We start from the raw sequence: 21,564 nt of genomic DNA on the forward strand, positions 1-21,564 counted from the left end.
TTCGCGGCGGGGCTCGGCCTGCTGCTCTGGGCCACCGTCCCATCCTCCTCGAACTCCATCAGCGAGGCCGCGCCTGGCGAGGCCTCGCCGCCTACAGGCCGGCCCACGGCCCTCCGCGCGTCCCCGGGTGAGCCACCTCCAATGCTAGATGCCAAGGCCGTGGGGAGCCGCCCCCTGAGCACGGTGGCCGCATCTCGTGACACGCGCCCGGGCCCACCGGCTCAACCCCCTCCCCATTCTGAAACGGTTCTCGCCAGCTTCGCCCCAGGCTCCTCCGCGGATGCGCCCCTGCCACTCCCCTCCGCGGAAATCTCCTCGGACGGACTGCCCGCCGCCGCCATGCACTGCCAATGGACCGGCGGCGTCCTGAAGTGTGGAAGCTGCCGGACCAGTGGTGATTGCGCGCCGAACCAGGGATGCCTCGTCAACCGGGAGACGCGCCGCCTCGAGTGCATGGCGTCCGAATGCGAAGAGGACGCGCACTGCTTCCCCGGCTTCACCTGCCGCACGCTCCTCACGGGAACCAGCAACACCACCATCCGCCGGTGTGTCCCCGTGGGCGAGCGGCGCGAAGGTGAGAGCTGTGACCCTGACTACATCTCCCGCATCGGCGCCTGCCGTGAGGGCCTTCGCTGCATCAATCAGGTATGCACCGTCCCCTGTCGGCTCGAGGACTCCGCGAGCTGCCCCTCCGGGCATACCTGCATGGATGACGGGGACGGTCCGGGCTGTGTGCCGGATTGCGAGAAGCTCGGATGTCCCCAGGGCCAGCGGTGCAAGCGCCTCCCCCGGGGCGGCAATCGGTGCCTTGCGCGCGTCTCGGGCACCTGTCCGGAAACCCCGTGCGCCGAGGACGAGCGCTGCATGATGGATGGAAGCCGGAGCCGTGGCACCTTCTGGTGTGCCCGCGTCTGCAATCCCATCCAACCCGGCGGCTGTCCCACGGGCCACGTCTGCGGATGGGCGGGCGGTACCTCCAGCGTGTGCTTCCGCCAGTGCGACCCCCGGGACCTCGACTCCTGCGGCCCGGGCTGGATGTGCGCCACCGTCTCGGAGGACCTCTCGCTCTGGGGGTGCAGCCCGTCCGCCCTCGAGCCGTAGTCGCGCCCCATCGCACCGCCACCGCGCCTCCCATTGGAGACGCCCAGTAGACTCCTGACTCACGCTCCCTACCTGCAGAGCCGTGAGGAGGAATACATGCGCGGAACCTGGAATGGACTCGGGTTGCTGCTGGTGGTGCCCTGGCTGGTGGGCTGCGTGAGCGGGCCCCAGGTTCGCATGGAGACGGGCCAGGGCGCACCCATCCTCTACACCCCTCCGGCCGACCAGCCCCCGCCGGTGGAAGTCCGCCAGGAGGAGTTCGTCTCGGCCCTGACGGAGCTGGTGCTGCACCTGCCCTTGTCGCTCGAGTTGCCGCGGCGCGAGGGCCGGGTACAGCTCGCCTCCTGGGAAGGCGAGTCACACGAATCCCTACAGCATCGTCCAAAGAATCGCAGGAAAGGTAAACACGCGGCAGGCCGCACGGATCGTTCTGAATCTTGACGACAGCCAGGTGACGCTAGAGACCCTCAGACAAGTACTCCTGGAAAACCCCATTGCCGCCCTGAAAGAAATCATCGTAATCAAGGGCGGGAAGATCATCTTGTTCTATCCTTGAGCCTACGCACCAGGACGGGAGCTTGAAATGGCACTCGAGTACACCCTTGAACTATCAACGAAATCGACCCCGACGCAGACGATGGACGCACTGGCCAGCAACATCAAGGGCTTGACCTGGGGGAAAGACATGTTTGTCTTATTTGACCCAACAAGCACAATCTGCACCACGAACTCACCTGAAATAACACAGAAAGTTATCGGGCGCGGATTTGGATTCATCCCAGACCTGTCGGTTGAGTTCCGCTTCATATCCAATTCCGACTACGACAGATTCAAGAAGACCATGCTCCAGGCCACGATGCTTTTGCTGGAGCACGCACAAGACGCAGTTCTCCTCTTCAATGGGGAAACCATCGTCCTGCAACGGCTCGATGGGCAACTCGCCTTCAACTCCGGGTATCACATGTGGGATGACGACTGGCTGAAGAGCAGGCTCACCGTTCCCTTCGAATGGCGCCCCCTGCCATCTCCACTGCTATAGGCGTTGGCGTGCGTGGTTCACCGGAACGAGTTCACGACGTAGATTGCCGCACTCGAGAATTCGAGCATGGCCATCCCTGGCTTGGACCCAGGCAATTTCCTCATCTGACCGCCGCTGCCGCGCGTCCCAAGCGTCCCTATCGGAGATGCATGTAGACTCCTGCCTCACACTCCCTACCCATGGGGACGTGAGGAGGAGCACATGCGCGGAACCTGGAGTGGACTCGGGTTGCTGCTGGTGGTGCCCTGGCTGGTGGGCTGCGTGAGCGGGCCCCAGGTTCGCCTGGAGACGGGCCAGGGCGCACCCATCCTCTACACCCCTCCGGCCGACCAGCCCCCGCCGGTGGAGGTCCGCCAGGAGGAGTTCGTCTCGGCCCTGACGGAGCTGGTGCTGCACATGCACTTGTCGCTCGAGTTGCCGCGGCGCGAGGGCCGGGTACAGCTCGCCTCCTGGGAAGGCGAGTCACGCGACCCTGTCCAGCGGATGATGGAGCACCAGTGCGCGCCCTCGGAGCCCCCGGACGGCTGCCTCGTCCTGCCTGGAAACGCGCCGCCTCCGCAGACGCTGATGCGCATGCGGCTGGCGCTCTCCTTCGCCCTGGACACCGTGTGGGAAGGGGCCGCCGTGCCCCTTAGCGAGTACCTGGACCCGCTGGCCTTCAAACTCATGGTCTACGCGGCGCTGAGCACCTACCTGCTCACGCTGATGATGCCCGAGCCCATGACAAAGGGGCTGGCCGCGGCGCTGACCCTGTACCTGGTGGCCTACCTTGGTCTGGGGCCGGTGTTGTCCATGCTGGAAGCCGGGTGGCGCTTGCTGGAGGACTCGCAGCGGGCCACCACCGTCGAGCACCTGAAGGAGGCGGGGCACCGCTTCGGCCGGGTGCTGGGGGACAGTGGTATGCGTGTGCTGCTGTTGCTGACGACGGCGGCCCTGTCGGGTGGAACGGGCTTCGCGGGGAGAGGGCCGGGGTTGCCCGGCTTCGGACGGGCGGCGCTGGCCTCGCAGGCACGCACGGGGGTGGCACTGGAGGCGGCAGGGCAGGTGCGCTCCGTGGCCCTGGGCGTCAAGCAGTTGACAGTGGTGCTGGCTCCCACGGCGGTAGCCGCCACCGCCATGGGGCCGGGCGGCGGCGCTGCACCCCAGAAGGGCAGTCTCACCGGACAGCCCACCAAGCCAGGCGCCAATGAAAAAACCGAAAGCGGCTTGAAATCTGTTGAGCGTGAGAATGAGTCAGCCCGACTCCTCGCCGAGAACGGCTACGACGTGGAGCAGAATCCACCCACCAATGGAAAAGGCAAAAACCCTGACTACAAGCTCAACGGAGAGTACGCAGACTGCTACGCCCCCAGAACTGACAATCCCCGCAACATTTTGACCACAATCGCAGAAAAGGCAAACACGGACCAAGCCGATCGGATCATCCTCAATCTCGAGGACAGCCAGGTTGATCTGGGGGCCCTCAAGAAACAACTCCTGGAAAACCCCATCGCCAACCTGAAGGAAATCATCATCATCAAAGGCAAGAAAATCACCCTATTCCATCCTTGAGAACCACCACCGGAATGGAAGTTCAACATGGCACTCGAGTATACTCTTCACCTGACAACCGCACTCCAGCCAAGACGAGCATTGGAGAGACTGACCAGCCAGATTGACGGGTTGGATTGGAGCGAAGACGGCTCTTTCCTCGTCGATACGACAGTGACGATTATCGCCACGGAGCCACTCGCGCGCACTCGAAGCCTCATCGAAGATGTATTTCACTTCGTCCCAACCTTGAGGGTTGGGTTCCGCTTCGTGAACAATACCGATCACGACAGGGCCGGCCAGATCATGTTCCAAGCAACGATGCTACTGTTGGAGCACGCCCAAGACGCGATCCTCCTCTTCAATGGGGAAATCATCGTCCTTCAACAATTCAGTGGGCAACTCGCCTTCAACTCCGGGTATCACATGTGGGATGACGACTGGCTGAAGAGCAGGCTCACCGTTCCCTTCGAATGGCGCCCCCTGCCATCTCCACTGCTATAGGCGTTGGCGTGCGTGGTTCACCGGAACGAGTTCACGACGTAGATTGCCGCACTCGAGAATTCGAGCATGGCCATCCCTGGCTTGGACCCAGGCAATTTCCTCATCTGACCGCCGCTGCCGCGCGTCCCAAGCGTCCCTATCGGAGATGCATGTAGACTCCTGCCTCACACTCCCTACCCATGGGGACGTGAGGAGGAGCACATGCGCGGAACCTGGAGTGGACTCGGGTTGCTGCTGGTGGTGCCCTGGCTGGTGGGCTGCGTGAGCGGGCCCCAGGTTCGCCTGGAGACGGGCCAGGGCGCACCCATCCTCTACACCCCTCCGGCCGACCAGCCCCCGCCGGTGGAGGTCCGCCAGGAGGAGTTCGTCTCGGCCCTGACGGAGCTGGTGCTGCACATGCACTTGTCGCTCGAGTTGCCGCGGCGCGAGGGCCGGGTACAGCTCGCCTCCTGGGAAGGCGAGTCACGCGACCCTGTCCAGCGGATGATGGAGCACCAGTGCGCGCCCTCGGAGCCCCCGGACGGCTGCCTCGTCCTGCCTGGAAACGCGCCGCCTCCGCAGACGCTGATGCGCATGCGGCTGGCGCTCTCCTTCGCCCTGGACACCGTGTGGGAAGGGGCCGCCGTGCCCCTTAGCGAGTACCTGGACCCGCTGGCCTTCAAACTCATGGTCTACGCGGCGCTGAGCACCTACCTGCTCACGCTGATGATGCCCGAGCCCATGACAAAGGGGCTGGCCGCGGCGCTGACCCTGTACCTGGTGGCCTACCTTGGTCTGGGGCCGGTGTTGTCCATGCTGGAAGCCGGGTGGCGCTTGCTGGAGGACTCGCAGCGGGCCACCACCGTCGAGCACCTGAAGGAGGCGGGGCACCGCTTCGGCCGGGTGCTGGGGGACAGTGGTATGCGTGTGCTGCTGTTGCTGACGACGGCGGCCCTGTCGGGTGGAACGGGCTTCGCGGGGAGAGGGCCGGGGTTGCCCGGCTTCGGACGGGCGGCGCTGGCCTCGCAGGCACGCACGGGGGTGGCACTGGAGGCGGCAGGGCAGGTGCGCTCCGTGGCCCTGGGCGTCAAGCAGTTGACAGTGGTGCTGGCTCCCACGGCGGTAGCCGCCACCGCCATGGGGCCGGGCGGCGGCGCTGCACCCCAGAAGGGCAGTCTCACCGGACAGCCCAAGCAGCCTCGCCCGAACGACGATAAGGAAACGACAAGGGGGCGTGTCCGCGAGAACGAATCGGCCCGTATCCTCGCCGAGAACGGCTACAATGTGGAACAGAACCCACCCATCAAAAGCAACCTCAAAGCGCCAGATTACAAGCTCAACGGAGAGTACGCGGACTGCTACGCCCCCAGTACCGACGCTCCTCGCAGCATTCTCGACACAGTCGCAAAGAAAGTTAACAAGGGACAAGCAAATCGGATCGTCCTCAACCTTGAGGACAGCCACGTGACGCTTGAGGCTCTCAAGGAAGAACTCCTGAAAAACCCTATTGCCGCCCTGAAGGAAATCATCATCATCAAGGACGGAAAAATCATCTTGTTCTATCCCTGAATAATTGCCTCGAAACAGGAGCTCGAGATGGCACTAGAATACGACCTTGAGCTGGCAGCCAGCATCGACGAGAAACAAGCACTGGAGATGCTGGCAAGCCGGATTGGCGGTTTTGCTTGGGGCGATGACCATTGTATGCATACCAGCGCAGGAGTCTGAAGTGGCACTCGAATACGAACTTGAACTATCAACCAGCATGAACCCCACGCAGACGCTCGAACTACTATCCAGACACATCGGCGGACTGACTTTGACCTGGAACGGCAAGAACAGCGACTACTTGTGGGGCCCGACAATCAACATTGACGTTAGCGAGCCATCGAGAAGCTGGCCAGGGACCATCAAGGACGGCTTCGGATTCCTTCCAACGTTGCTGGTCGGATTCCGATTCAACGATAAGACTGATGATGATTACAACACATGCAGACAGATCATGTTCCAGGCCACAATGCTGCTGTTGGAGCAAGCACAGGACTCAGTGCTCCTTTTCAATTATGAGTTCATCGTCATGCAGCGGCTCGGCGGGAAGCTGACCTTCAACTCCGACTCACACCTCTGGGATGACGAGTGGCTGAAGAGCAGGCTCACCCTTCCCTACGAACGGCGCCCCCTACCGTCCCCGCTGTTATAGGCATTGGCGTGCGTAGTTCACCGGAACGAGTTCACGATGAAGACCCCTGCACTCGAGAATTCGAGGATGGCCATCCCCGGCTTGGACCCGGGCAGTTTCTTCATCTGACCGCCCGCGAGCCGGGCCACAGCGCAAATCGGAATCGGCTCTTCGTCCGGTGGGTGCGCCTCGTAATACCGGATGACGACCTGCGGGCCCCCGGTCCACACCCGACCATAGAGACGTGTGACTCCCGAAAGACGCCCGAGGCTGCTGTTCAACATGCTTTCCACGGGCCCGTCGTACAGTGTGATGGGGCTGGTCTCGGTCTGGTTCACGTCCAACTCAACGGACGAGCCATCCCCTACGTGCATGCCAAGAATCCGCATGGCTTCGAGCGCCTTTTCCGGGCACTCCTGCGGACCTGGGCTCCCATCCGGGCGGAGGGAGACACCTCCTGGAGTCGTGCATCCTGAGGACAATGAGAGCAGGATGAGAGAAGAGGCGAGAAGCGGCGCGGAGGTCGGAGCCATGTGGGAACGATCTACTAGCGCAGAAGTTGCGGTTCCAGCAGAACGTATGCCTGCCTCAAACCGTCTCCTTCTCGGAAGAGCTCTAGAACGAGCCGCTCAAGGCCATCCTTCGAGTTGAAGGCGTTCGCGTCCATGACCACCGCGATCCGACCGGATTCTCCTCCCGGCCCCCAATGCATTCGGGAGGCGCGCAAAGCAAATGGTCTACGTTCCCAGCTCGCCTCTGACACCAGACGCGCCTCCATCAGTCCCCAGGATTCAGCCGGGCTGTTGTTAGTCACCGTGAAGACCACTGCCGCCTTGTCCCGGTTCTTGGAGGTGAGAACGGAGATCAGAAACTCCACACCATCGGGGCTCTTGAACAGTTTCAACAGACGCGGACGAAATGGCGTCATCTTCTCTGCCCCCTTCACCAGGAGCGCGGCAAGCGCGTGGTCCACGGAGTCCTCCTTCCGGTACCGCTCGACCTCCTCCGCGAGCTTCCGCTCCCTCCCGAGCGAGTCGTGCAGCGACGCGAGCACCGCTTTCGAGGACTCGCGGTCACGGAACACGTTCACCTGTTGATCGCCCGTCCGGTCGTCCGTGGTCTCCTGCCGTGACGTCACGGTGAAGGGCACCTCCGTTCCGTCCGCGAGCGTCACCAGCAGCAGGAAGCGGTCTTCGGGCTCGATGTCGTGCAGCGGCTCCAGGAACACCCTCTTCCCGGCACACACCACGGGCTCGAAGCGGCCTTCCCACCCCAGCATCTTCGTCCGCGCTGGATCACAGAGCTGCTCGAAGCGGAGGACGGTCACGATGCCGCCCACGACGTACACGTCGGACGCCTCCCGACTCGGATGGTCCGAGAGGTAGAGGTTCCGTTCGTTGGGCTCGCGTTCCCTGGCCCCGGCCCCGAAGGCCACGAGACCGAGAAGCAGGGCAGACCGGCGAAGCAGAACCTTCCACATGGCGCGGCACGACCTATCCGACCGCGTTGCGGGCGACCAGCCGCCCGGCACTCTACCGCCGCAGTCACCTTGCGAACACTACCAGAAAAGGTATGTCTCACGCCATGCGCTTCTGGTTCCGAGTCTCCGTCCGCAGTCTGTACGCCTTCGCGCTCCTGGGCGTGCTGGTGCTCTCCCACGCGAGCCTCGCGGGGCCCGCGTCCCCTCCCGCCAGCCCCCGCGCCACGGGCCCCGAGTGGCTCCGCGTGACGAGCACCCACTTCCACATCCGCACCTCACTGGACGAGGACTCCGCCCGGCGCGCGGCCCGGGAGCTGGAGCGGCTCCGGGATGCCATGCGCTCCCTGTGGGGCCCGGCCTTCGACCCCCCGGGGTATGTCGACGTCATCCTCCTGCGCGAGCGCGAGCTGGCCGAGTTCACCGGGCAGCAGGTCGGACAGCAGGTTGGAGGCTTCCACGCGGAGGATGCGAATGACGTTCCCCTGATGGCAATGGGCGTACAGGGGGAGCGCTTCGAGGAGCTGGCCGACCGGTCCACGCTGGCGCACGAACTGGCCCATCACCTCACGCGCTTCCTGTTTCGGCGCGACTCACGCTGGGTGGGCGAGGGGCTGGCCGCCTTCCTCGAAACGGTGCGGATGGGGGAGGGTCCCGCGGGGACCGTGCTGGGCTACCCGCATGAAGGCCATCTCAAGTACCTGCGCGCCCACGGGTGCATGCCGGTGGAGACCTTGTGGCGGTGGGACGAGCGACCGGCGCTGGAGGACCCCAGGCTGCACAACTTCTACGCCTCTTCCTGGCTCTGGTTTCATTACCTGTTCGGCATGCACCGCGAGCGCCTGACGCGCTTCGAGCAGGCGCTGTACGACGCACGGGAGCCCCGCCAAGCCTGGGAGGAAGCCTTCGGTGACGCGGGCGACCTGGAGAAGGGCCTGCAGGAGTACGTACGCGTCAACATCTACCAGGCCACGTCTTTCGCCGCACCGCCGGAGCCTCCACCCGCCCGGGTGGAGAAGCTGCCGCACGCGGAAGTCCATGCCATCCGTGCCCAGCTGTGGTTGCGCTCCCCGGGCGGCATGGCCTGGGAGGAGCGCCTGCGGCGGGCGCGGCCCGAGGTGCAGCAGGCGCTGAGCGAGGACGCCTCCAACGTGGCGGCGGTGGTGTTGCGCTCCAGTATGGCCCGGGATGAGGCGGAACGGCTGGCGCTGGCACGCGCCCTGGTGAAGGCGCGGCCCGACGCGGGTGAGGGCTGGAGCCTGCTCGGGCGGGCCCTCCAGGCGACGAAGGCTCCGATTCCGGAGCAGGAAGAGGCCTTCCGCAAAGCGGTGGCGCTGCTGCCCGACTCCGCCTCCGCCCAGGGAGACCTGGCCCGGCACTACATCTTCCGCGGCCTGCCGGAGAAGGCCCTGGAACCGGCGACACGCACGTGGCTGCTGGCCCCCTCCAGCGCCCTCAGCCTGGAGGTCTATGCCATCTCCGCCCTGCAGCTCGGCTATTGCACCGATGGCCTGCGCACCCTGCGTCAGACCCTGTCCGTGGTGAGCGCGAGGGCCAGCACCTCGCCCGAGGTCCTGCGTACCCTGGGCGACCGGCTCACCCGCTACGAGCACGCCTGCGACGAGGCCCGTCGGAGCGCTCCCGCGAAGTAACGGCCACCTGGAGGCGTACCCGGCGGCGTACGGCGCGCACGTCTGGCCGCTCGGCCCCCCCGAGGACCCTGGAGACCGAGCGGCTCCATCTGGGGCTTCCGGCCACTCGTCGGGTAGAGCGGAATGGGTTGATGCCCCGGAGCGGCCCCCCGCATACTGCGCGCGACTTCCACGCTCTTCCCAGGGGGCCAGTTCGTGGACACCCGTGAGATGTTGACCCTTCGCATCCGAGCAGCCACCGAGAAGGACCAGTTACTCGGCATCTTCTTCGACAGCTCAATGGAGAACCTCGAGCGGACGCTGGGCCCGACGGAAGCGAAGGCCGTACGCACGGAGGTCCTCGGCTCGCGCAACATCGTGAGCTTCTTCCGCTACCCGGTGGCCGACCTCCTCAAGCTCGTCGACCTGGGCGTGCAGCGCAACAAGACGGGCGCACGCGGCTACGACGGCGCCATCTCAGAGTTCGGCCGCGCCGCGGTGAACTACTTCTTCGACTCCCAGGCGGGCAAGATGATGTCCTTCCTGTCCGGAGACGAGCCCCACCGCCTCATGGCGAGCTCTCCCTCCGCCTACAAGGCCGTCACCACCTTCGGCGAGCGGACATACGAGCGGGTGGGCCCCCGCTCTGGCCGTCTGGTCTGCCAGGGGGAGCTGCTCGGCCCGGCGTGGATGCAGGGCGTGGTGCAGCAGGCCCTCCTGAAGGCAGCCAAGGTGACCGCGCGCGTGCGCATGGAGGTGAGGAACGCCTCCGGCACCGACTTCACTGCCCACGTCGAGTGGTGACCATGGAAGCCATCCACACCCCCAGGGTCAAGGTCTGCTGCATCTCCAGCGTCGAGGAGGCCTGGGCCGCCATCCGTGCCGGCGCCTCCGCGCTGGGGCTCGTCTCCTCGATGCCCAGCGGCCCCGGCGTCATCTCCGAGTCGCTCATCGCGGAGATCGCCGCCGTCGTGCCGCCCCCCATCGCCACCTTCCTGCTCACCTGCGGCCAGGACGTCCGGGACATCATCGCGCAGCAGAGGCGCTGCCGGACCAACACCGTGCAGCTCTGCGATCGGCTCACCACCGGGAGCTACGCGGACCTGCGGGGAGCCATGCCCGGCGTGTCGCTCGTGCAGGTCATCCATGTCTCGGGCGAGGAGTCGCTGGAGGAGGCGTTGAGCGTGGCACCCCACGTGGATGCGCTGCTGCTCGACTCGGGCAATCAATCCCTGGCGGTGAAGGAGTTGGGAGGCACCGGGCGCGTCCACGACTGGAGCGTCAGCCGCCGCATCCGCGAGCAGGCACGCGTGCCCGTGTTCCTCGCCGGAGGACTGAAGGCCGAGAACGTGGGTGAGGCCATCCAGCACGTCGGGCCCTTCGGGCTCGACCTGTGCAGCGGCGTGAGGACCGAGGGCAAGCTGGACGAGGAGAAGCTGACGCGGTTCTTCGCGCGGGTTCGTGCCTGACGCTGGAGCACCCCTTCACGCCACGCCTCCACCGGTGGGCGTGGGGATGTGGGGTCCACCCGGGCCCGCCGGACGAGACCTCGCGCGCCACACCGCCGCCGTGTAGTCCGCCACCGCCGCGAGCGCCATCAGGCCTATTGCTATCACCAGCGGAAGCACCAGCACCGGCACTACCAGCACCGCCAGCAGCGCCCCGAGCTGCAGTGTCGTCACCACCTTGCCCAGCATCCGCGCCTTGAACTCCACCGGCCGCAACCGCGGCACGATGCGCGCCACCACGAACCCCAGGGCCGTCGCCACATCGCGCACCACCAGGATTCCGAACTCCACCGGCGTCAGCTTCCCCTCCAGCACGAAGGTCAGCAGCGCCACCATCACGAAGCACCGGTCGGCGATCGGGTCGATGAGCGCGCCCCAGTACGACTCCAGGTGCTTGTGACGGGCGATGTACCCATCCAGGAAGTCCGACAGCGCCGCCGCCGCCACCAATCCCACCCGGACCAGCGGATCTTCCATCACCACGAAGAAGGCCGCGAGTGGCAGGCGGGACAGTGAAAGCGCATTGAGGAGCACGAGGCTCGTGCGGCGGCGCATACGCCTCAAGCTAGGAATGCTTCCCGCCCCTTTCATGCGCAGGGACGAGGCCCCGCCCGCTCCTCTGCTCTCCACCATCGCTCGACAGGCGGTCAGCCATGTGCACGCCCGTCACGTGGCCTCATCGGGCTCCGGGGCGTCGGCGGCGGGCGCTTCGCCATACAGGCAGCCAGCCCCCACGAACCGCATCATCGCCAGCGCCAATGGCAGCAGGAAGACCAGAATGGACCACCCGTCCAGCTTCGCGTCCCCCAGGAGGAACGCGGCGGTTCCCAACGAGGGCAGGCCCGGGAGCACCACCAGCAGGAGCAGCAGGTAGTGCAGCCATCGCCTGCGCAACACCGGCTCGGACGCCGCGACGAAGGCGGGCAGGAACGAGGTGAGGGTCACCAGCAACGCCCAGCCCAGGGTCAGGGGCCACATCTCGAGACCCATGCCGAGGACGAGCCCGGGCAGCAGTTCCACGAACCCCGCGATGCTGGTCAACACCGCGCCCACGCGGGGGCGTGAGAAGCTCGAAGGCCTCGTTCCGGTGGCATTCCCTCCGGCGGCACGCGCCTCGGCGAACAGCTCGGGAGGAACCTCGAGCGCATACGGAAAACCGAGCTCCGCGAGCGCCATCACCGCCACGTGGTCCACCCGGCGTCCATCGCTGCCCGTGAACTCACGGACCTGCGTGTCCGCCAGGATGCCGTGCAGCAAGTCCGCCCGCTCGCGGGCGCTCTCTCCGGGCCCGGGTGGCAGCACGACCGCGCGCAGGAGCGCATCCACCTCATGACGGCTCGCGTCAGGTGCCCGTACCTGCTCCAGCACCCAGGGCAAGGACGGCACCTCCCCGAGGCTGACGGGCTCGAAGGCCTCGGCAGTGGCTTCAGGGGCTCGGACGGTGGGGCGCGAACGTTCCACGATGGACCTCAGCCTGTCCCATCCGGGCAGTGGGAGGAAGGGGCCTCCGCCTTCGCATCTCCACCCGGGAACCTGCCGCACGCGCCGTTGTCCAAGGCCTCCGACAGACGAAATCCACCCATCCTGGAGGCAGTACATGAGGCGAAGCCCCCTCGCCGTCACGGGAGTCGTGTGCGCGCTGGCAGTTGGATGCTGGACGCTCGGCGGATGCCAGCGGTCCGAGGACCGAGGGCCGGAGAAGACTCCGGAGTCGGCCGCGCCTCAGAAGCAGGCCGAGGCCAGGATGGGCGCGGAGTCCCCACCGGCCAAGAAGAAGGAGGAAGCGCCTCTCCCGGCCGCTCCGAGCGCGGCCCCAGCCGGAGCCCGCCAGGAAGCATCCAAGGCGATGGCCGCGAAGATTTTCGGCACGAACAGCGGTGGCACGGCCCAGGGACTCGGAGGGCTGGGTCTCAAGGGTGCGGGTCAAGGCGGGGGCGGCGTGAGCATCGGCATCGGGAGCGTGGGCACCCGGGGCCGGGGAATGGGCGCGGCCGCTTACGGAATGGGGACCCAGAGCCTCGGCGGCAAGAGCAGCGTGAGCATTCCCCAGGCCAACATCCCCGCCGAGCCGCCCACCGGCAACACCGAGCACTACAGCGACTACGGCGTAAACCCCTTCGTCACCGCCGCCGAGGATCGGCTCTCCACCTTCTCCATCGACGTGGACACCGCCTCCTATACCCTCGCGCGGCGCAAGATTCTCGAGGGCACGCCACCGCCCCGTGAGGCCGTGCGCGTGGAAGAGTTCCTCAACTACTTCCGCTACTCCTACCCCGAGCCCCCGCCGGGCGCCCCGCTCGCGGTGTACCTGGACGCGGCCCCCTCGCCCTTCACTCCCGGCCGCCACCTGCTGCGCGTGGGCGTCCAGGGCAAGCGCCTGAGCATCTCCGAGCGCAAGAGCGCACACCTCACCTTCCTCGTAGATGTCTCCGGCTCCATGCAGTCCCCGGACAAGCTGCCGCTCGCCAAACGCTCCCTGCGCATGCTCGTGGACAACCTGCGCGACGGCGACACCGTGGCGCTCGTCACCTACGCGGGCGGCGTGAAGCTCGCGCTCCCCCCCACCGGCCTCGAGCACAAGGCCCTCATCCACGCCGCCATCGAGGACCTCACCGCCGGTGGCTCCACCGCCATGGCCTCCGGCATCCAGCTCGCCTACCAGCAGGCCATGAAGACGCTCGATGGAAGCTCGGTGTCGCGCGTCATCATCCTCTCGGATGGCGACGCCAATGTGGGCCCCTCCTCGCACGAGGAGATCCTCAAGCTCATCCGCGGCTACGTGAAGGAGGGCGTCGCCGTCACCACCGTGGGCTTCGGCATGGGCAACTACAAGGACACGCTCATGGAGCAGTTCGCCGACCAGGGCAATGGCAATCATTACTACGTGGACTCGCTCCTCGCCGCGCGCCGCATCTTCCAGGAGCAGCTCGGCGGCACCCTGGAGGTCATCGCCCAGGACGTGAAGCTCCAGGTGGAGTTCGACCCGGCCCAGGTGGCCCGCTACCGGCTCGTGGGCTACGAGAACCGGGACATCGCGGACAAGGACTTCCGCAATGACAAGGTGGACGCGGGAGAGATTGGCTCGGGCCACACCGTCACCGCGCTCTACGAGCTGGAGCTCAAGCCCGGCGCGAGCGAGGGACTGGCCACCGTGCGCATCCGCGCCAAGCGGCCTCGGGGTGAGACGGCCTCGGAGCACGCGTACCGCTTCCCCGCCGGAGCACTCGCGGCCTCCTTCGCGGAGGCCTCGCCGGACCTGCGCTTCGCCACCGCCGTCATGGGCGCCGCGGAGCTGCTCCGCCATAGCCCCCATGCCGAGCGCTGGAGCTTCGACCAGGTGTTGAAGATCGCCCGCGGCGCCACGCCTCCCGGCAACGCCGAGCGCGAGGAGTTCGTGTCGCTGCTGGAGCGTGCCCGTTCGCTGGTGGGCACCGTGGCCACCCGAGGGAGCAACCCCACCGAGGGCCGCCCGGCTCCGGCACGAGGCCGCTGAGCCCGTCGGGTGATGTACACGGCCCAGCCCCCGCGGGCTGAAACATGCACCACCCCGCATCATGCAGCCCTCGGACCTCGTCACACCGAGGGCAACGCCCCTCCCCGAAGTGCGGGGCCGTATGGCTTCGCCCTCATCACCGAGTCCCGCAACGGTGTGGACTTCGCCTCGAAGAGCACGCACGCCAGGAACTGGCGCCTCGGCTCATCCCACGGAGTCACGAGGCGACACTTCCCCGGGCTGGATGCTCGTCGCGGTTTACAGACTAGCCCGGGTTGAAGTAGGGGGCGGACTCATGCCCATTCTCGCTCTCGTCCGACACGGTCAGTCCCTCTGGAATCATGAGAACCGCTTCACCGGCTTCGTGGATGTGCCCCTGACGGAGAAGGGCCGCATCGAGGCCCGGCAGGCCGCCAAGGCCCTCGGGCACCTCAAGTTCGATGTGGCCTACACCTCGGCCCTCAGCCGCGCCCAGGAGACGCTGGCCATCATCCTGAACACGCTGGGGCAGTCCATCCCCACCATCCGCGATGCCGCCCTCAACGAGCGCCACTACGGCGACCTCCAGGGCCTCAACAAGGAGGACGCCGCCAAGCGCTGGGGTGACCACCAGGTGAAGCTGTGGCGCCGCTCCTTCGACGTGCCGCCCCCCAATGGCGAGTCCCTGGAGATGACGGCCAAGCGCGTGCTGCCCTTCTACGAGCGCGCCATCGCCGGCGACCTGCGCCAGGGCAAGAACGTGCTCGTGGTGGCCCACGGCAACTCCAACCGCTCCCTGGTGATGAGGCTCGACAAGCTCACCGGCGAGCAGGTGGTGGGCCTGGAGCTCGCCACCGGCGTGCCCCTCATCTACGAGCTGACCACCGAGGGCGAGGTCCTCAAGAAGCACGACACCGCGCAGTAGGGCCGGTGCGCTCGCGCGGCGGTGGGGTGGGCCTCCGCGCGAGGCCCCCATCGGACGCAGGCCGGCTGTCGCGGGTCAGACGAAGACGAAGGTCGGTTCAATCGCCCGTTCCTTGACCACCACTTTGTACGCCGTGTAGCGCGGCGCTTGCGCCTCCCACAGGCTGAAGCCGAGCGCCGCATACCGGACGTCGCGCAACCAGCGCTGGATGAGCGGGTCGGTTCGCGGCGACCACCTCCCGAGCGACCCCGCCAGCCGGTCGAACTCGATGATCGCCTCGTCATGCTTGCGGATCAGCACCTTGATGGCGTCCTCGACGCACAGGCCGCGCTCCTCCATCAGCGTCGACACGAGGTTGAGCTGCCGCTGCTTCCGGTCCTTGGCGAAGCTGAAGATGTCGTTGCCCAACCCCACCAGCTCATTGGCCAGCAGCTTCAGCCGCCGCACGGTCGGGTGCTGGTGGAACTCGTGGGGGAGCTCGGCCTCGTACGCGTTCTCGAGCAGATACAAGGCCACATACATCCCGATGGTGGCGATGCGCAGCTCGAGCTGCCGCTCGAAGCCGGGAGGGACGCCGGTCTCGCCATAGCGCCGCATGGCGGCGGCCTCCTCCTCCGCGGCATTGCTCCAGGTCGCCATGGCCTGGCAGATGCCCTGGACCCACCCGGCGCTGCGCGCGGAGGCGAGCTCCTCGAAGAGCTGCCACCACCCCTCGTCGAAGCGGGTCATCCCCGAGGGGCGGCGCCCTGTCAGCACATGCTCGGCTCCGAGCCTCCAGCGACTCTCCAGGCTCTCCACATGCATGTCGTCCCAGAGCAACCAGAGGGAGAGGTACCGGGCGAAGAGGAGCGTCTTGTCCAGAGGGAGTGTCGGAAACGGCACGCCGACGTAGCCCGCGATATCAAACGCCCTCGCCCGTTCGAGCTCCTGGGACGTGCAGTCGAGCGAGGCAAACCACTTGAGCACGCTGCGTTGGGCCTGGCTGGCGAAGGGATTCCGGGTAACCGGAGACCGCCAGGATGCCGGCACGCGAAACTGGAAACGTGCAGTGTTGTCGCGTGGGAGTTTCGCCGCCGCCTTGGCAGGGACCACGGCAAAAGAGCCGCTCATCGGCGAGCACGTCCGACCCGAAGAAACATTCGACATGGGCTCTTGCCCCTCTTGCTGTCCACTGCGTCCGCGCGAACAGGTACGGCAGGACGATTTGTTAACACATCCAACCCTTCTCCTGTCCGATTCCAGCCAGACGCTCACCCTCCCAAATACTGCCAGCGCAAAACCCCAGAGACTCTCGGTGACGAGTTCAACCTGGTCGACAATATTCAACCTGGTCCTCGATTCGAAAGAGCACATCGACGACAGAAATGAGATTCGCAGCGACCGCGGAGCGCGCGCTGCTCCGGCTCACAGATGGTGAAATCAATGACACACGGGAGCGGTCCCCTCTTGACCATTCATCACGAGCAGGCTCGGGAGAGCCGCACTCCGAGCCGCAAACACCCGGCGCGGTGGAGACCTCTGCCCCGGGCTTCTCGAAAGTGGCTATCATTGCGCCAGGGGCGTGGCATGCCATCCCGCCTGCCACCGGCGGTGTCATCCCACTGGAGTACGCATGAACGATAGCGATACCACCACACGGGATGCCGTCCTGGCTCTTGGCTCTCATGAGGAGTTGGCACAGCGACTGAACCTGGTCCCATCCAGAGACATGGCACGAGGCTTCGTCTTCATCACCACCCTGAACGCGGTGCGAAGCGAGGCGGGAGAGGCGGTGCTGAAGCGATGCGCCACCGCCGCCGAGGGCGGGTCCTTCATCCCGTTCTTCAACTACCCCATCCGCTCGCTGCTGCGGCTGTTCTACACCGCGGCATGGGAGCTGAGCGGCAAGTACGGGGGATTCGAAAGGGCGATGTGGCACCTGGGCGCCAGGTCTGCTCCGGATTTCATGAAGTCCGCCGTGGGCAAGATGTTGATGGCCCTCTCGGGCACGAACGTGAAGCAGCTCATCAGCGGCATCCCCGTGGCGTACCCGACGGTCTATGACCACGGCTCGTGCACACTGGTCTGGACGGGGACGACGAGCGGCCAGCTCCACCTTCATGGCAACCTCCTCCCGCCTCCCTTCATCGAGGGAGCGGTGGTCCATGTGCTCCAGGCCGTTCACCCCCAAGGACTCTTCGTCCAGGTGCGGCGCGTGGCACCCACGAAGAACGTGCTGACGGTCTCCTGGGAGGCGACACAGGGTGAGGATGAACCGTCCAGCCCCTGACGCGGTTGCGGCCTCGCGCGGTCTCAGCGGCGTGGGAGGACCTCACGCGCCATGTCGAGGAACGCGCGCAGGGGGCGGGAGGCGCGCGCACGGCTGGGGAAGTACAGGAAGAGGCCCGGCACGGTGGGCGCCCACTCTTCCAGCACGGGCCGCAGCGCACCGGTGTGCAGCCAGGGGGCGACGGAGAGCTCCGCCGCGTAGGTGAGTCCCAGGCCCGCGGCGGCCATGCTGATGAGCAGCGGCGTGTGGTCCGAGACGAACGGCCCCTTCACCGGCACACTCAGCTCCTTGCGGCCCTGCTCGAACTCCCAGTGATAGGGCAGCCCCGTCGAGGGCGAGCGGTAGCCGAGGCAGGCGTGGTTGGCCAGCTCCTCCGGCCGGCGAGGAGCCCCGTGCCGCTCGAGGTACGCGGGCGCGCCCACGACGAGGAACCGGAAAGCGGGGGTGAGGCGCACCTGGACCATGTCGCGTTGCACCGACTCCGACAACCGGATGCCCGCGTCGAACCCTTCCTTGACGATGTCGACGAACCGGTCCTGCACGGACACCTCGACGCGCACGTGCGGGTGGGCCGCGAGGAACTTCGGCAGCACGGGCTCGAGCACGGGGGCCAGTGCGAGGATGGGCACGGTGAGGCGAAGCGAGCCCATCACCTGCGAGGCCTCGGCGGACAAGTGCTCGAGCGCCTCCAGTGCCGACTGGAGACCCGGCGCGGCGCCTTCCATGAGCCGGCGTCCGGCCTCGGTGAGTGACACGCTGCGCGTGGTGCGGGCGAGCAACGCCTGTCCGAGCTTCTCCTCCAACTGGCGGACGGCCTGGCTCACCGCGGAGGAGGAGACCCCGAGCTCCTTGGCGGCCTGGGTGAAGCTGCGGCGCCGGGCGACAGTCACGAACACAGCCAAGGCATTGAGGGGCGTGAGGGCCATTGTGAAGGGATTCTAAGAAGTCTGTGCGGATTCCGCGCCTTCATTCCGCGGCCTCCGGGCGGCAGGTTGAGGCCATCACGGAGGACACATGACGACGACGAATCGCATCACTTCGCTGGCGCAGTACCACCTGCTGGGCCGCAGCGGCCTGCGCGTGAGCCCGCTGTGCCTGGGCACCATGACCTTCGGCACCGAGTGGGGCTGGGGCAGCCCGAAGGACACCGCCCACCGCATCCTGGCGCGCTACCTGGAAGCGGGTGGCAACTTCCTGGACACGGCGGATGGCTACACGGGCGGCACCAGCGAGCAGCTCATCGGTGAGTACTTCGCGCAGCACGGCGGACGGGACAACGCGGTCATCGCGACGAAGTTCACCGTCAACACCTCGCCGGGGGACCCCAACGCGGGGGGCAACGGCCGCAAGAACATCTACCGCGCGCTGGAGGGCTCGCTGCGGCGGCTGAAGACGGACTACGTGGACCTCTACTGGCTGCATGCGTGGGACGGCCTCACGCCCGTGGAGGAGGTGATGGGCACGCTCACCGACCTCGTGCGCGAGGGCAAGGTGCGCTACATCGGCCTGTCCGACGTGCCGGCCTGGTACTTCGCCCGCGCACAGACGCTCGCGGAGCGCGAGGGCCTGGAGCGCATCGCGGCGCTGCAACTGGAGTACTCGCTCGTCGAGCGCAACATCGAGCGCGAGCACATCCCGGCGGCGCTGGCGCTCGGAGCGGGCATCACTCCCTGGAGCCCGCTCGCCTCGGGGCTGCTGTCCGGCAAGTACACGCGCGAGGGCGTGAAGGCGAAGGGCGATGGCCGGCTCCCCTCCATCTCCGCTTCCGAGAACCCGGGGTTCCTCAAGCTCTTCACGGAGCGCAACTGGGCCATCGTCGACGCGCTGAAGGACGTGGCCCAGCAGCTGGACCGGCCTCCGGCGCAGGTGGCCCTGGCCTGGGTGACGCGCCGGCCCGGCGTGGCGTCCACCATCATCGGCGCGACGCGGCTGGAGCAGCTCGAGGCCAACCTCCACGCGCTCGACGTGGAAATCCCTGCTCCGCTCACCGAGCGGCTGGAGGCCGCCAGCCGCCCCGAGCTCGTCCACCCGTACCACTTCTTCGAGGAGGCCTTCTTCACGGGCGGCATGTTCACGGGAGGGACGACGGTCCGGTCCGAGCCCACGTGGTTCCGGCCGAGCCCGGGCCGCCGGTAGGACGCGCCCTCCACCGCGTGCTGCCCGGTGAGGGCGCTCAGCCCACTCGAGCCACGGGGAGGCGTGGCTCGAGCAGCCGGTCGACGAGCGCATCCACCTCGGCTTCCGCCCGGACGATCGACGCCGCGAGCCGCTCGTCGGCGAACTCGTCGTATTCAATGGCCACCGACTCCACATGGGTGATGCCGATGTATCCAAAGGCGGTCCGGATGCTCGGCTCCACGTGGTTCATGTGCTCGATTCGCTGTCCCTTCCCATAGCCGAAGTCGCCGCGCGAGCTCAGCACCACGAGCGTCTTGTTCGCCTCCGAGAGCAGGGGCCAGTAGGGCTCGCCCTGCCGCGCGCGATCGAAGCCGAACGTGCGGCCCACTCGGACGATGTTGTCGATATAGGCCTTGAATTGCGCGGGGACACCGAAGTTGTACATCGGCACGCCGGTGACAATCACCTCCGCGGCGAGCAACTCATCCACCAACGCATCGCTCTCCGCGAGCGTCTCGCGCATCCAGGGCTCGCGCAGGGCCGGTTTCGTGAAAGCGGAGTGGATCCACCGGCCCGTCACGGGAGTGGGCGGATTCAGCCCGACATCCCGATAGATGAGCCCATCCTGAGGACGAGCGGCCCGCCAGCGCGCCACGAATCGAGCCGTCAAACGGCGGGTATGCGAGCCATGACGGTGGACGTCGGACCCGCCTGGACGGGCACTCGAGTCGATCTGCAGCAGCGCGGTCATTGTCTTGTCTCCCCTGCTCCATGAGGTTTTCCGGGCCACTCCGCGCCGTGTGCGCGCTCTCGCGGCGGCCCTGAGTCGTGGAAGAAGATGCGCGCGGGCACGTTCCGTGACAAACGTGTCTTTCTCAGCCGATGGCTGAGCTGAGCTCACCCATCCAGGACCATGAGACAGCTGCCTCCCCTCTCCGCGCTCCGGGCCTTCGAGGCCGCGGCCCGCCACCTCAGCTTCAAGCGGGCCGCCGAGGAGCTGGGCGTGACACCCACCGCCATCAGCCATCAGATCCGGCAACTCGAGGAGCTGCTCGGGGTCCGGCTGTTCGAGCGCCGCACCCGGCAGGTTCTGATCACCCCCGAGGGGCAGCTCCTCTACCCGGTGCTCCGCGACGGCTTCGATGCGTTCGCGAAGGCGCTGGACGCGCTCACCGCGCGCCCGTCCCGCCGTGTGGTGACGCTCTCCGCGACGACCGCCTTCACGGCCCGGTGGCTGGTGCCCCGCGTCGCGGCCTTCCGCGAGGCCAACCCTGGCATCGACCTGCGCCTGCACGCCTCGGACGAGCCCGTCGACTTCCGCTCCGGCGTCGCCGACGCGGCGATCCGGTACGGGCGTGGACCGTATCCCGGGCTCGTCACCGAGGAGCTCTTCTCCGACCGCTTCGCTCCCGTGTGCAGCCCCCGCCTCGGGGTGAAACGCAAGGAGGACCTGCGCGGCCGCTCACTGCTGCATTTCGAGTGGCGGCGCGTCGAGCGCGACACGCCGACGTGGCGCTTGTGGCTCGAGCGCGCCGGACTGCGCGGTATCGACGCCACGAGCGGGACGACCTTCACCGACGAGGGCCATGCAATCCAGGCGGCGCTCGCGGGACAAGGCGTCGCGCTCCTGAGCCTGCGGCTCGTCGCTGACGACCTGAAGAGCGGGGCCCTCGTTCAACCCTTCGGGCCGGTGCTCGACGGCTACCGCTACCACCTCGTCCATCCCGCAGAGGCAGGGACGCGCCAGGAGATCGCGGCACTCCGCACCTGGCTCCGAAGCACCGCGGCCCAGACATGACACCCGCGGCGGGAGCCACACGCTCCCCCCGCCG

The 21,564-nt window shown here is 66.9% G+C and carries 24 protein-coding genes; 17 read left to right on the forward strand and 7 right to left on the reverse strand.

Translation table 11 applies throughout. From position 1 onward, the window contains the following. Positions 1-453 precede the first annotated feature (453 nt). The 9 genes from DAT35_RS60680 to DAT35_RS14235 all read left to right on the forward strand — a co-directional run bounded on the left by DAT35_RS60680 (position 454) and on the right by DAT35_RS14235 (position 6,353). Complete coding sequence (locus DAT35_RS60680) at positions 454-1,101, forward strand: hypothetical protein (protein ID WP_233261471.1); 648 nt, start codon at positions 454-456, stop codon at positions 1,099-1,101. Positions 1,102-1,197: 96 nt separating this feature from the next. Further along, positions 1,198-1,542, forward strand: coding sequence for a hypothetical protein (locus DAT35_RS14200; protein WP_108067531.1), 345 nt, complete (start codon positions 1,198-1,200; stop codon positions 1,540-1,542). Then, positions 1,490-1,657: a hypothetical protein gene (locus DAT35_RS62365; RefSeq protein ID WP_369945762.1), complete on the forward strand. Its 168-nt coding sequence runs from the start codon at positions 1,490-1,492 to the stop codon at positions 1,655-1,657. The genes DAT35_RS14200 and DAT35_RS62365 overlap by 53 nt, the downstream gene beginning before the upstream one ends. Before the next feature lie 27 nt (positions 1,658-1,684). Then, positions 1,685-2,140 (forward strand): SitI3 family protein, encoded by a 456-nt coding sequence (locus DAT35_RS14205; protein WP_108067532.1) that lies wholly within the window; start codon positions 1,685-1,687, stop codon positions 2,138-2,140. A gap of 201 nt (positions 2,141-2,341) precedes the next feature. After that, the gene (locus DAT35_RS59900) at positions 2,342-3,691 is read left to right on the forward strand and encodes a hypothetical protein (protein WP_108067533.1); all 1,350 of its coding nucleotides are present in this window, start codon (positions 2,342-2,344) and stop codon (positions 3,689-3,691) included. A 27-nt stretch (positions 3,692-3,718) separates the two neighbouring features. After that, on the forward strand, positions 3,719-4,174 hold the full coding sequence (locus tag DAT35_RS14220) for a SitI3 family protein (RefSeq protein WP_108067534.1): 456 nt from the start codon (positions 3,719-3,721) through the stop codon (positions 4,172-4,174). A 201-nt stretch (positions 4,175-4,375) separates the two neighbouring features. Further along, positions 4,376-5,722, forward strand: coding sequence for a hypothetical protein (locus tag DAT35_RS14230; protein ID WP_108067535.1), 1,347 nt, complete (start codon positions 4,376-4,378; stop codon positions 5,720-5,722). Between the two features lie 27 nt (positions 5,723-5,749). Beyond that, positions 5,750-5,881 carry a hypothetical protein gene (locus DAT35_RS61795; protein ID WP_255415179.1) on the forward strand — a complete coding sequence of 44 codons (132 nt, stop codon included), beginning with the start codon at positions 5,750-5,752 and terminating at the stop codon, positions 5,879-5,881. Position 5,882: 1 nt separating this feature from the next. Then, the gene (locus DAT35_RS14235) at positions 5,883-6,353 is read left to right on the forward strand and encodes a SitI3 family protein (RefSeq protein WP_108067536.1); all 471 of its coding nucleotides are present in this window, start codon (positions 5,883-5,885) and stop codon (positions 6,351-6,353) included. A 17-nt stretch (positions 6,354-6,370) separates the two neighbouring features. Here DAT35_RS14235 and DAT35_RS62370 read toward each other — a convergent pair whose 3' ends face one another. Continuing rightward, positions 6,371-6,670: a hypothetical protein gene (locus tag DAT35_RS62370; protein ID WP_369945657.1), complete on the reverse strand. Its 300-nt coding sequence runs from the start codon at positions 6,668-6,670 to the stop codon at positions 6,371-6,373. A 209-nt stretch (positions 6,671-6,879) separates the two neighbouring features. Next, a complete protein-coding gene (locus tag DAT35_RS14245) occupies positions 6,880-7,812 on the reverse strand; it encodes a DUF2381 family protein (protein ID WP_108067538.1) in 933 nt (310 codons plus the stop codon). Between the two features lie 104 nt (positions 7,813-7,916). Here DAT35_RS14245 and DAT35_RS14250 point away from each other — a divergent pair, with 104 nt between their 5' ends. From DAT35_RS14250 to DAT35_RS14260, 3 genes are all read left to right on the forward strand, one after another. Beyond that, positions 7,917-9,461: a DUF1570 domain-containing protein gene (locus DAT35_RS14250; RefSeq protein WP_158501697.1), complete on the forward strand. Its 1,545-nt coding sequence runs from the start codon at positions 7,917-7,919 to the stop codon at positions 9,459-9,461. A gap of 210 nt (positions 9,462-9,671) precedes the next feature. Next, positions 9,672-10,244: a DUF2378 family protein gene (locus tag DAT35_RS14255; RefSeq protein ID WP_108067540.1), complete on the forward strand. Its 573-nt coding sequence runs from the start codon at positions 9,672-9,674 to the stop codon at positions 10,242-10,244. A 2-nt stretch (positions 10,245-10,246) separates the two neighbouring features. Next, complete coding sequence (locus tag DAT35_RS14260) at positions 10,247-10,909, forward strand: phosphoribosylanthranilate isomerase (protein ID WP_108067880.1); 663 nt, start codon at positions 10,247-10,249, stop codon at positions 10,907-10,909. A 15-nt stretch (positions 10,910-10,924) separates the two neighbouring features. Here the strand turns inward: DAT35_RS14260 and DAT35_RS14265 are convergent, their stop codons facing one another. Then, on the reverse strand, positions 10,925-11,503 hold the full coding sequence (locus DAT35_RS14265; RefSeq protein WP_233261472.1) for a CDP-alcohol phosphatidyltransferase family protein: 579 nt from the start codon (positions 11,501-11,503) through the stop codon (positions 10,925-10,927). A gap of 111 nt (positions 11,504-11,614) precedes the next feature. Continuing rightward, entirely contained in the window at positions 11,615-12,409 is a 795-nt protein-coding gene (locus DAT35_RS14270; RefSeq protein ID WP_108067541.1) for a hypothetical protein, read from the reverse strand. 136 nt (positions 12,410-12,545) lie between these two features. Between DAT35_RS14270 and DAT35_RS14275 the strand changes: the two genes are divergently transcribed. Both DAT35_RS14275 and DAT35_RS14280 read left to right on the forward strand, forming a co-directional pair. Continuing rightward, positions 12,546-14,441 (forward strand): VWA domain-containing protein, encoded by a 1,896-nt coding sequence (locus tag DAT35_RS14275; RefSeq protein ID WP_233261473.1) that lies wholly within the window; start codon positions 12,546-12,548, stop codon positions 14,439-14,441. Positions 14,442-14,736: 295 nt separating this feature from the next. Continuing rightward, positions 14,737-15,345, forward strand: coding sequence for a 2,3-diphosphoglycerate-dependent phosphoglycerate mutase (locus DAT35_RS14280; protein ID WP_108067542.1), 609 nt, complete (start codon positions 14,737-14,739; stop codon positions 15,343-15,345). A 75-nt stretch (positions 15,346-15,420) separates the two neighbouring features. Here the strand turns inward: DAT35_RS14280 and DAT35_RS14285 are convergent, their stop codons facing one another. After that, positions 15,421-16,311, reverse strand: a complete 891-nt coding sequence (locus DAT35_RS14285) for a terpene synthase family protein (RefSeq protein ID WP_108067543.1) — start codon at positions 16,309-16,311, stop codon at positions 15,421-15,423. A gap of 646 nt (positions 16,312-16,957) precedes the next feature. Here DAT35_RS14285 and DAT35_RS14290 point away from each other — a divergent pair. After that, entirely contained in the window at positions 16,958-17,614 is a 657-nt protein-coding gene (locus tag DAT35_RS14290) for a TIGR02265 family protein (protein ID WP_108067544.1), read from the forward strand. Positions 17,615-17,637: 23 nt separating this feature from the next. Here DAT35_RS14290 and DAT35_RS14295 read toward each other — a convergent pair whose 3' ends face one another. Continuing rightward, positions 17,638-18,540, reverse strand: a complete 903-nt coding sequence (locus tag DAT35_RS14295) for a LysR family transcriptional regulator (RefSeq protein WP_108067545.1) — start codon at positions 18,538-18,540, stop codon at positions 17,638-17,640. Between the two features lie 88 nt (positions 18,541-18,628). On the opposite strand from DAT35_RS14295, the gene DAT35_RS14300 reads away from it, so the two are divergent. Next, positions 18,629-19,750 (forward strand): aldo/keto reductase, encoded by a 1,122-nt coding sequence (locus DAT35_RS14300; RefSeq protein WP_108067546.1) that lies wholly within the window; start codon positions 18,629-18,631, stop codon positions 19,748-19,750. A gap of 37 nt (positions 19,751-19,787) precedes the next feature. On the opposite strand, the gene DAT35_RS14305 is transcribed toward DAT35_RS14300, so the two are convergent. Then, entirely contained in the window at positions 19,788-20,483 is a 696-nt protein-coding gene (locus DAT35_RS14305) for an FMN-dependent NADH-azoreductase (RefSeq protein ID WP_108067547.1), read from the reverse strand. Positions 20,484-20,645: 162 nt separating this feature from the next. Between DAT35_RS14305 and gcvA the strand changes: the two genes are divergently transcribed. Beyond that, positions 20,646-21,530: a transcriptional regulator GcvA gene (gene gcvA / locus DAT35_RS14310; protein ID WP_108067548.1), complete on the forward strand. Its 885-nt coding sequence runs from the start codon at positions 20,646-20,648 to the stop codon at positions 21,528-21,530. Positions 21,531-21,564: the final 34 nt, after the last annotated feature.

It is taken from the genome of Vitiosangium sp. GDMCC 1.1324 (assembly GCF_003044305.1).
GTDB lineage: Bacteria > Myxococcota > Myxococcia > Myxococcales > Myxococcaceae > Archangium.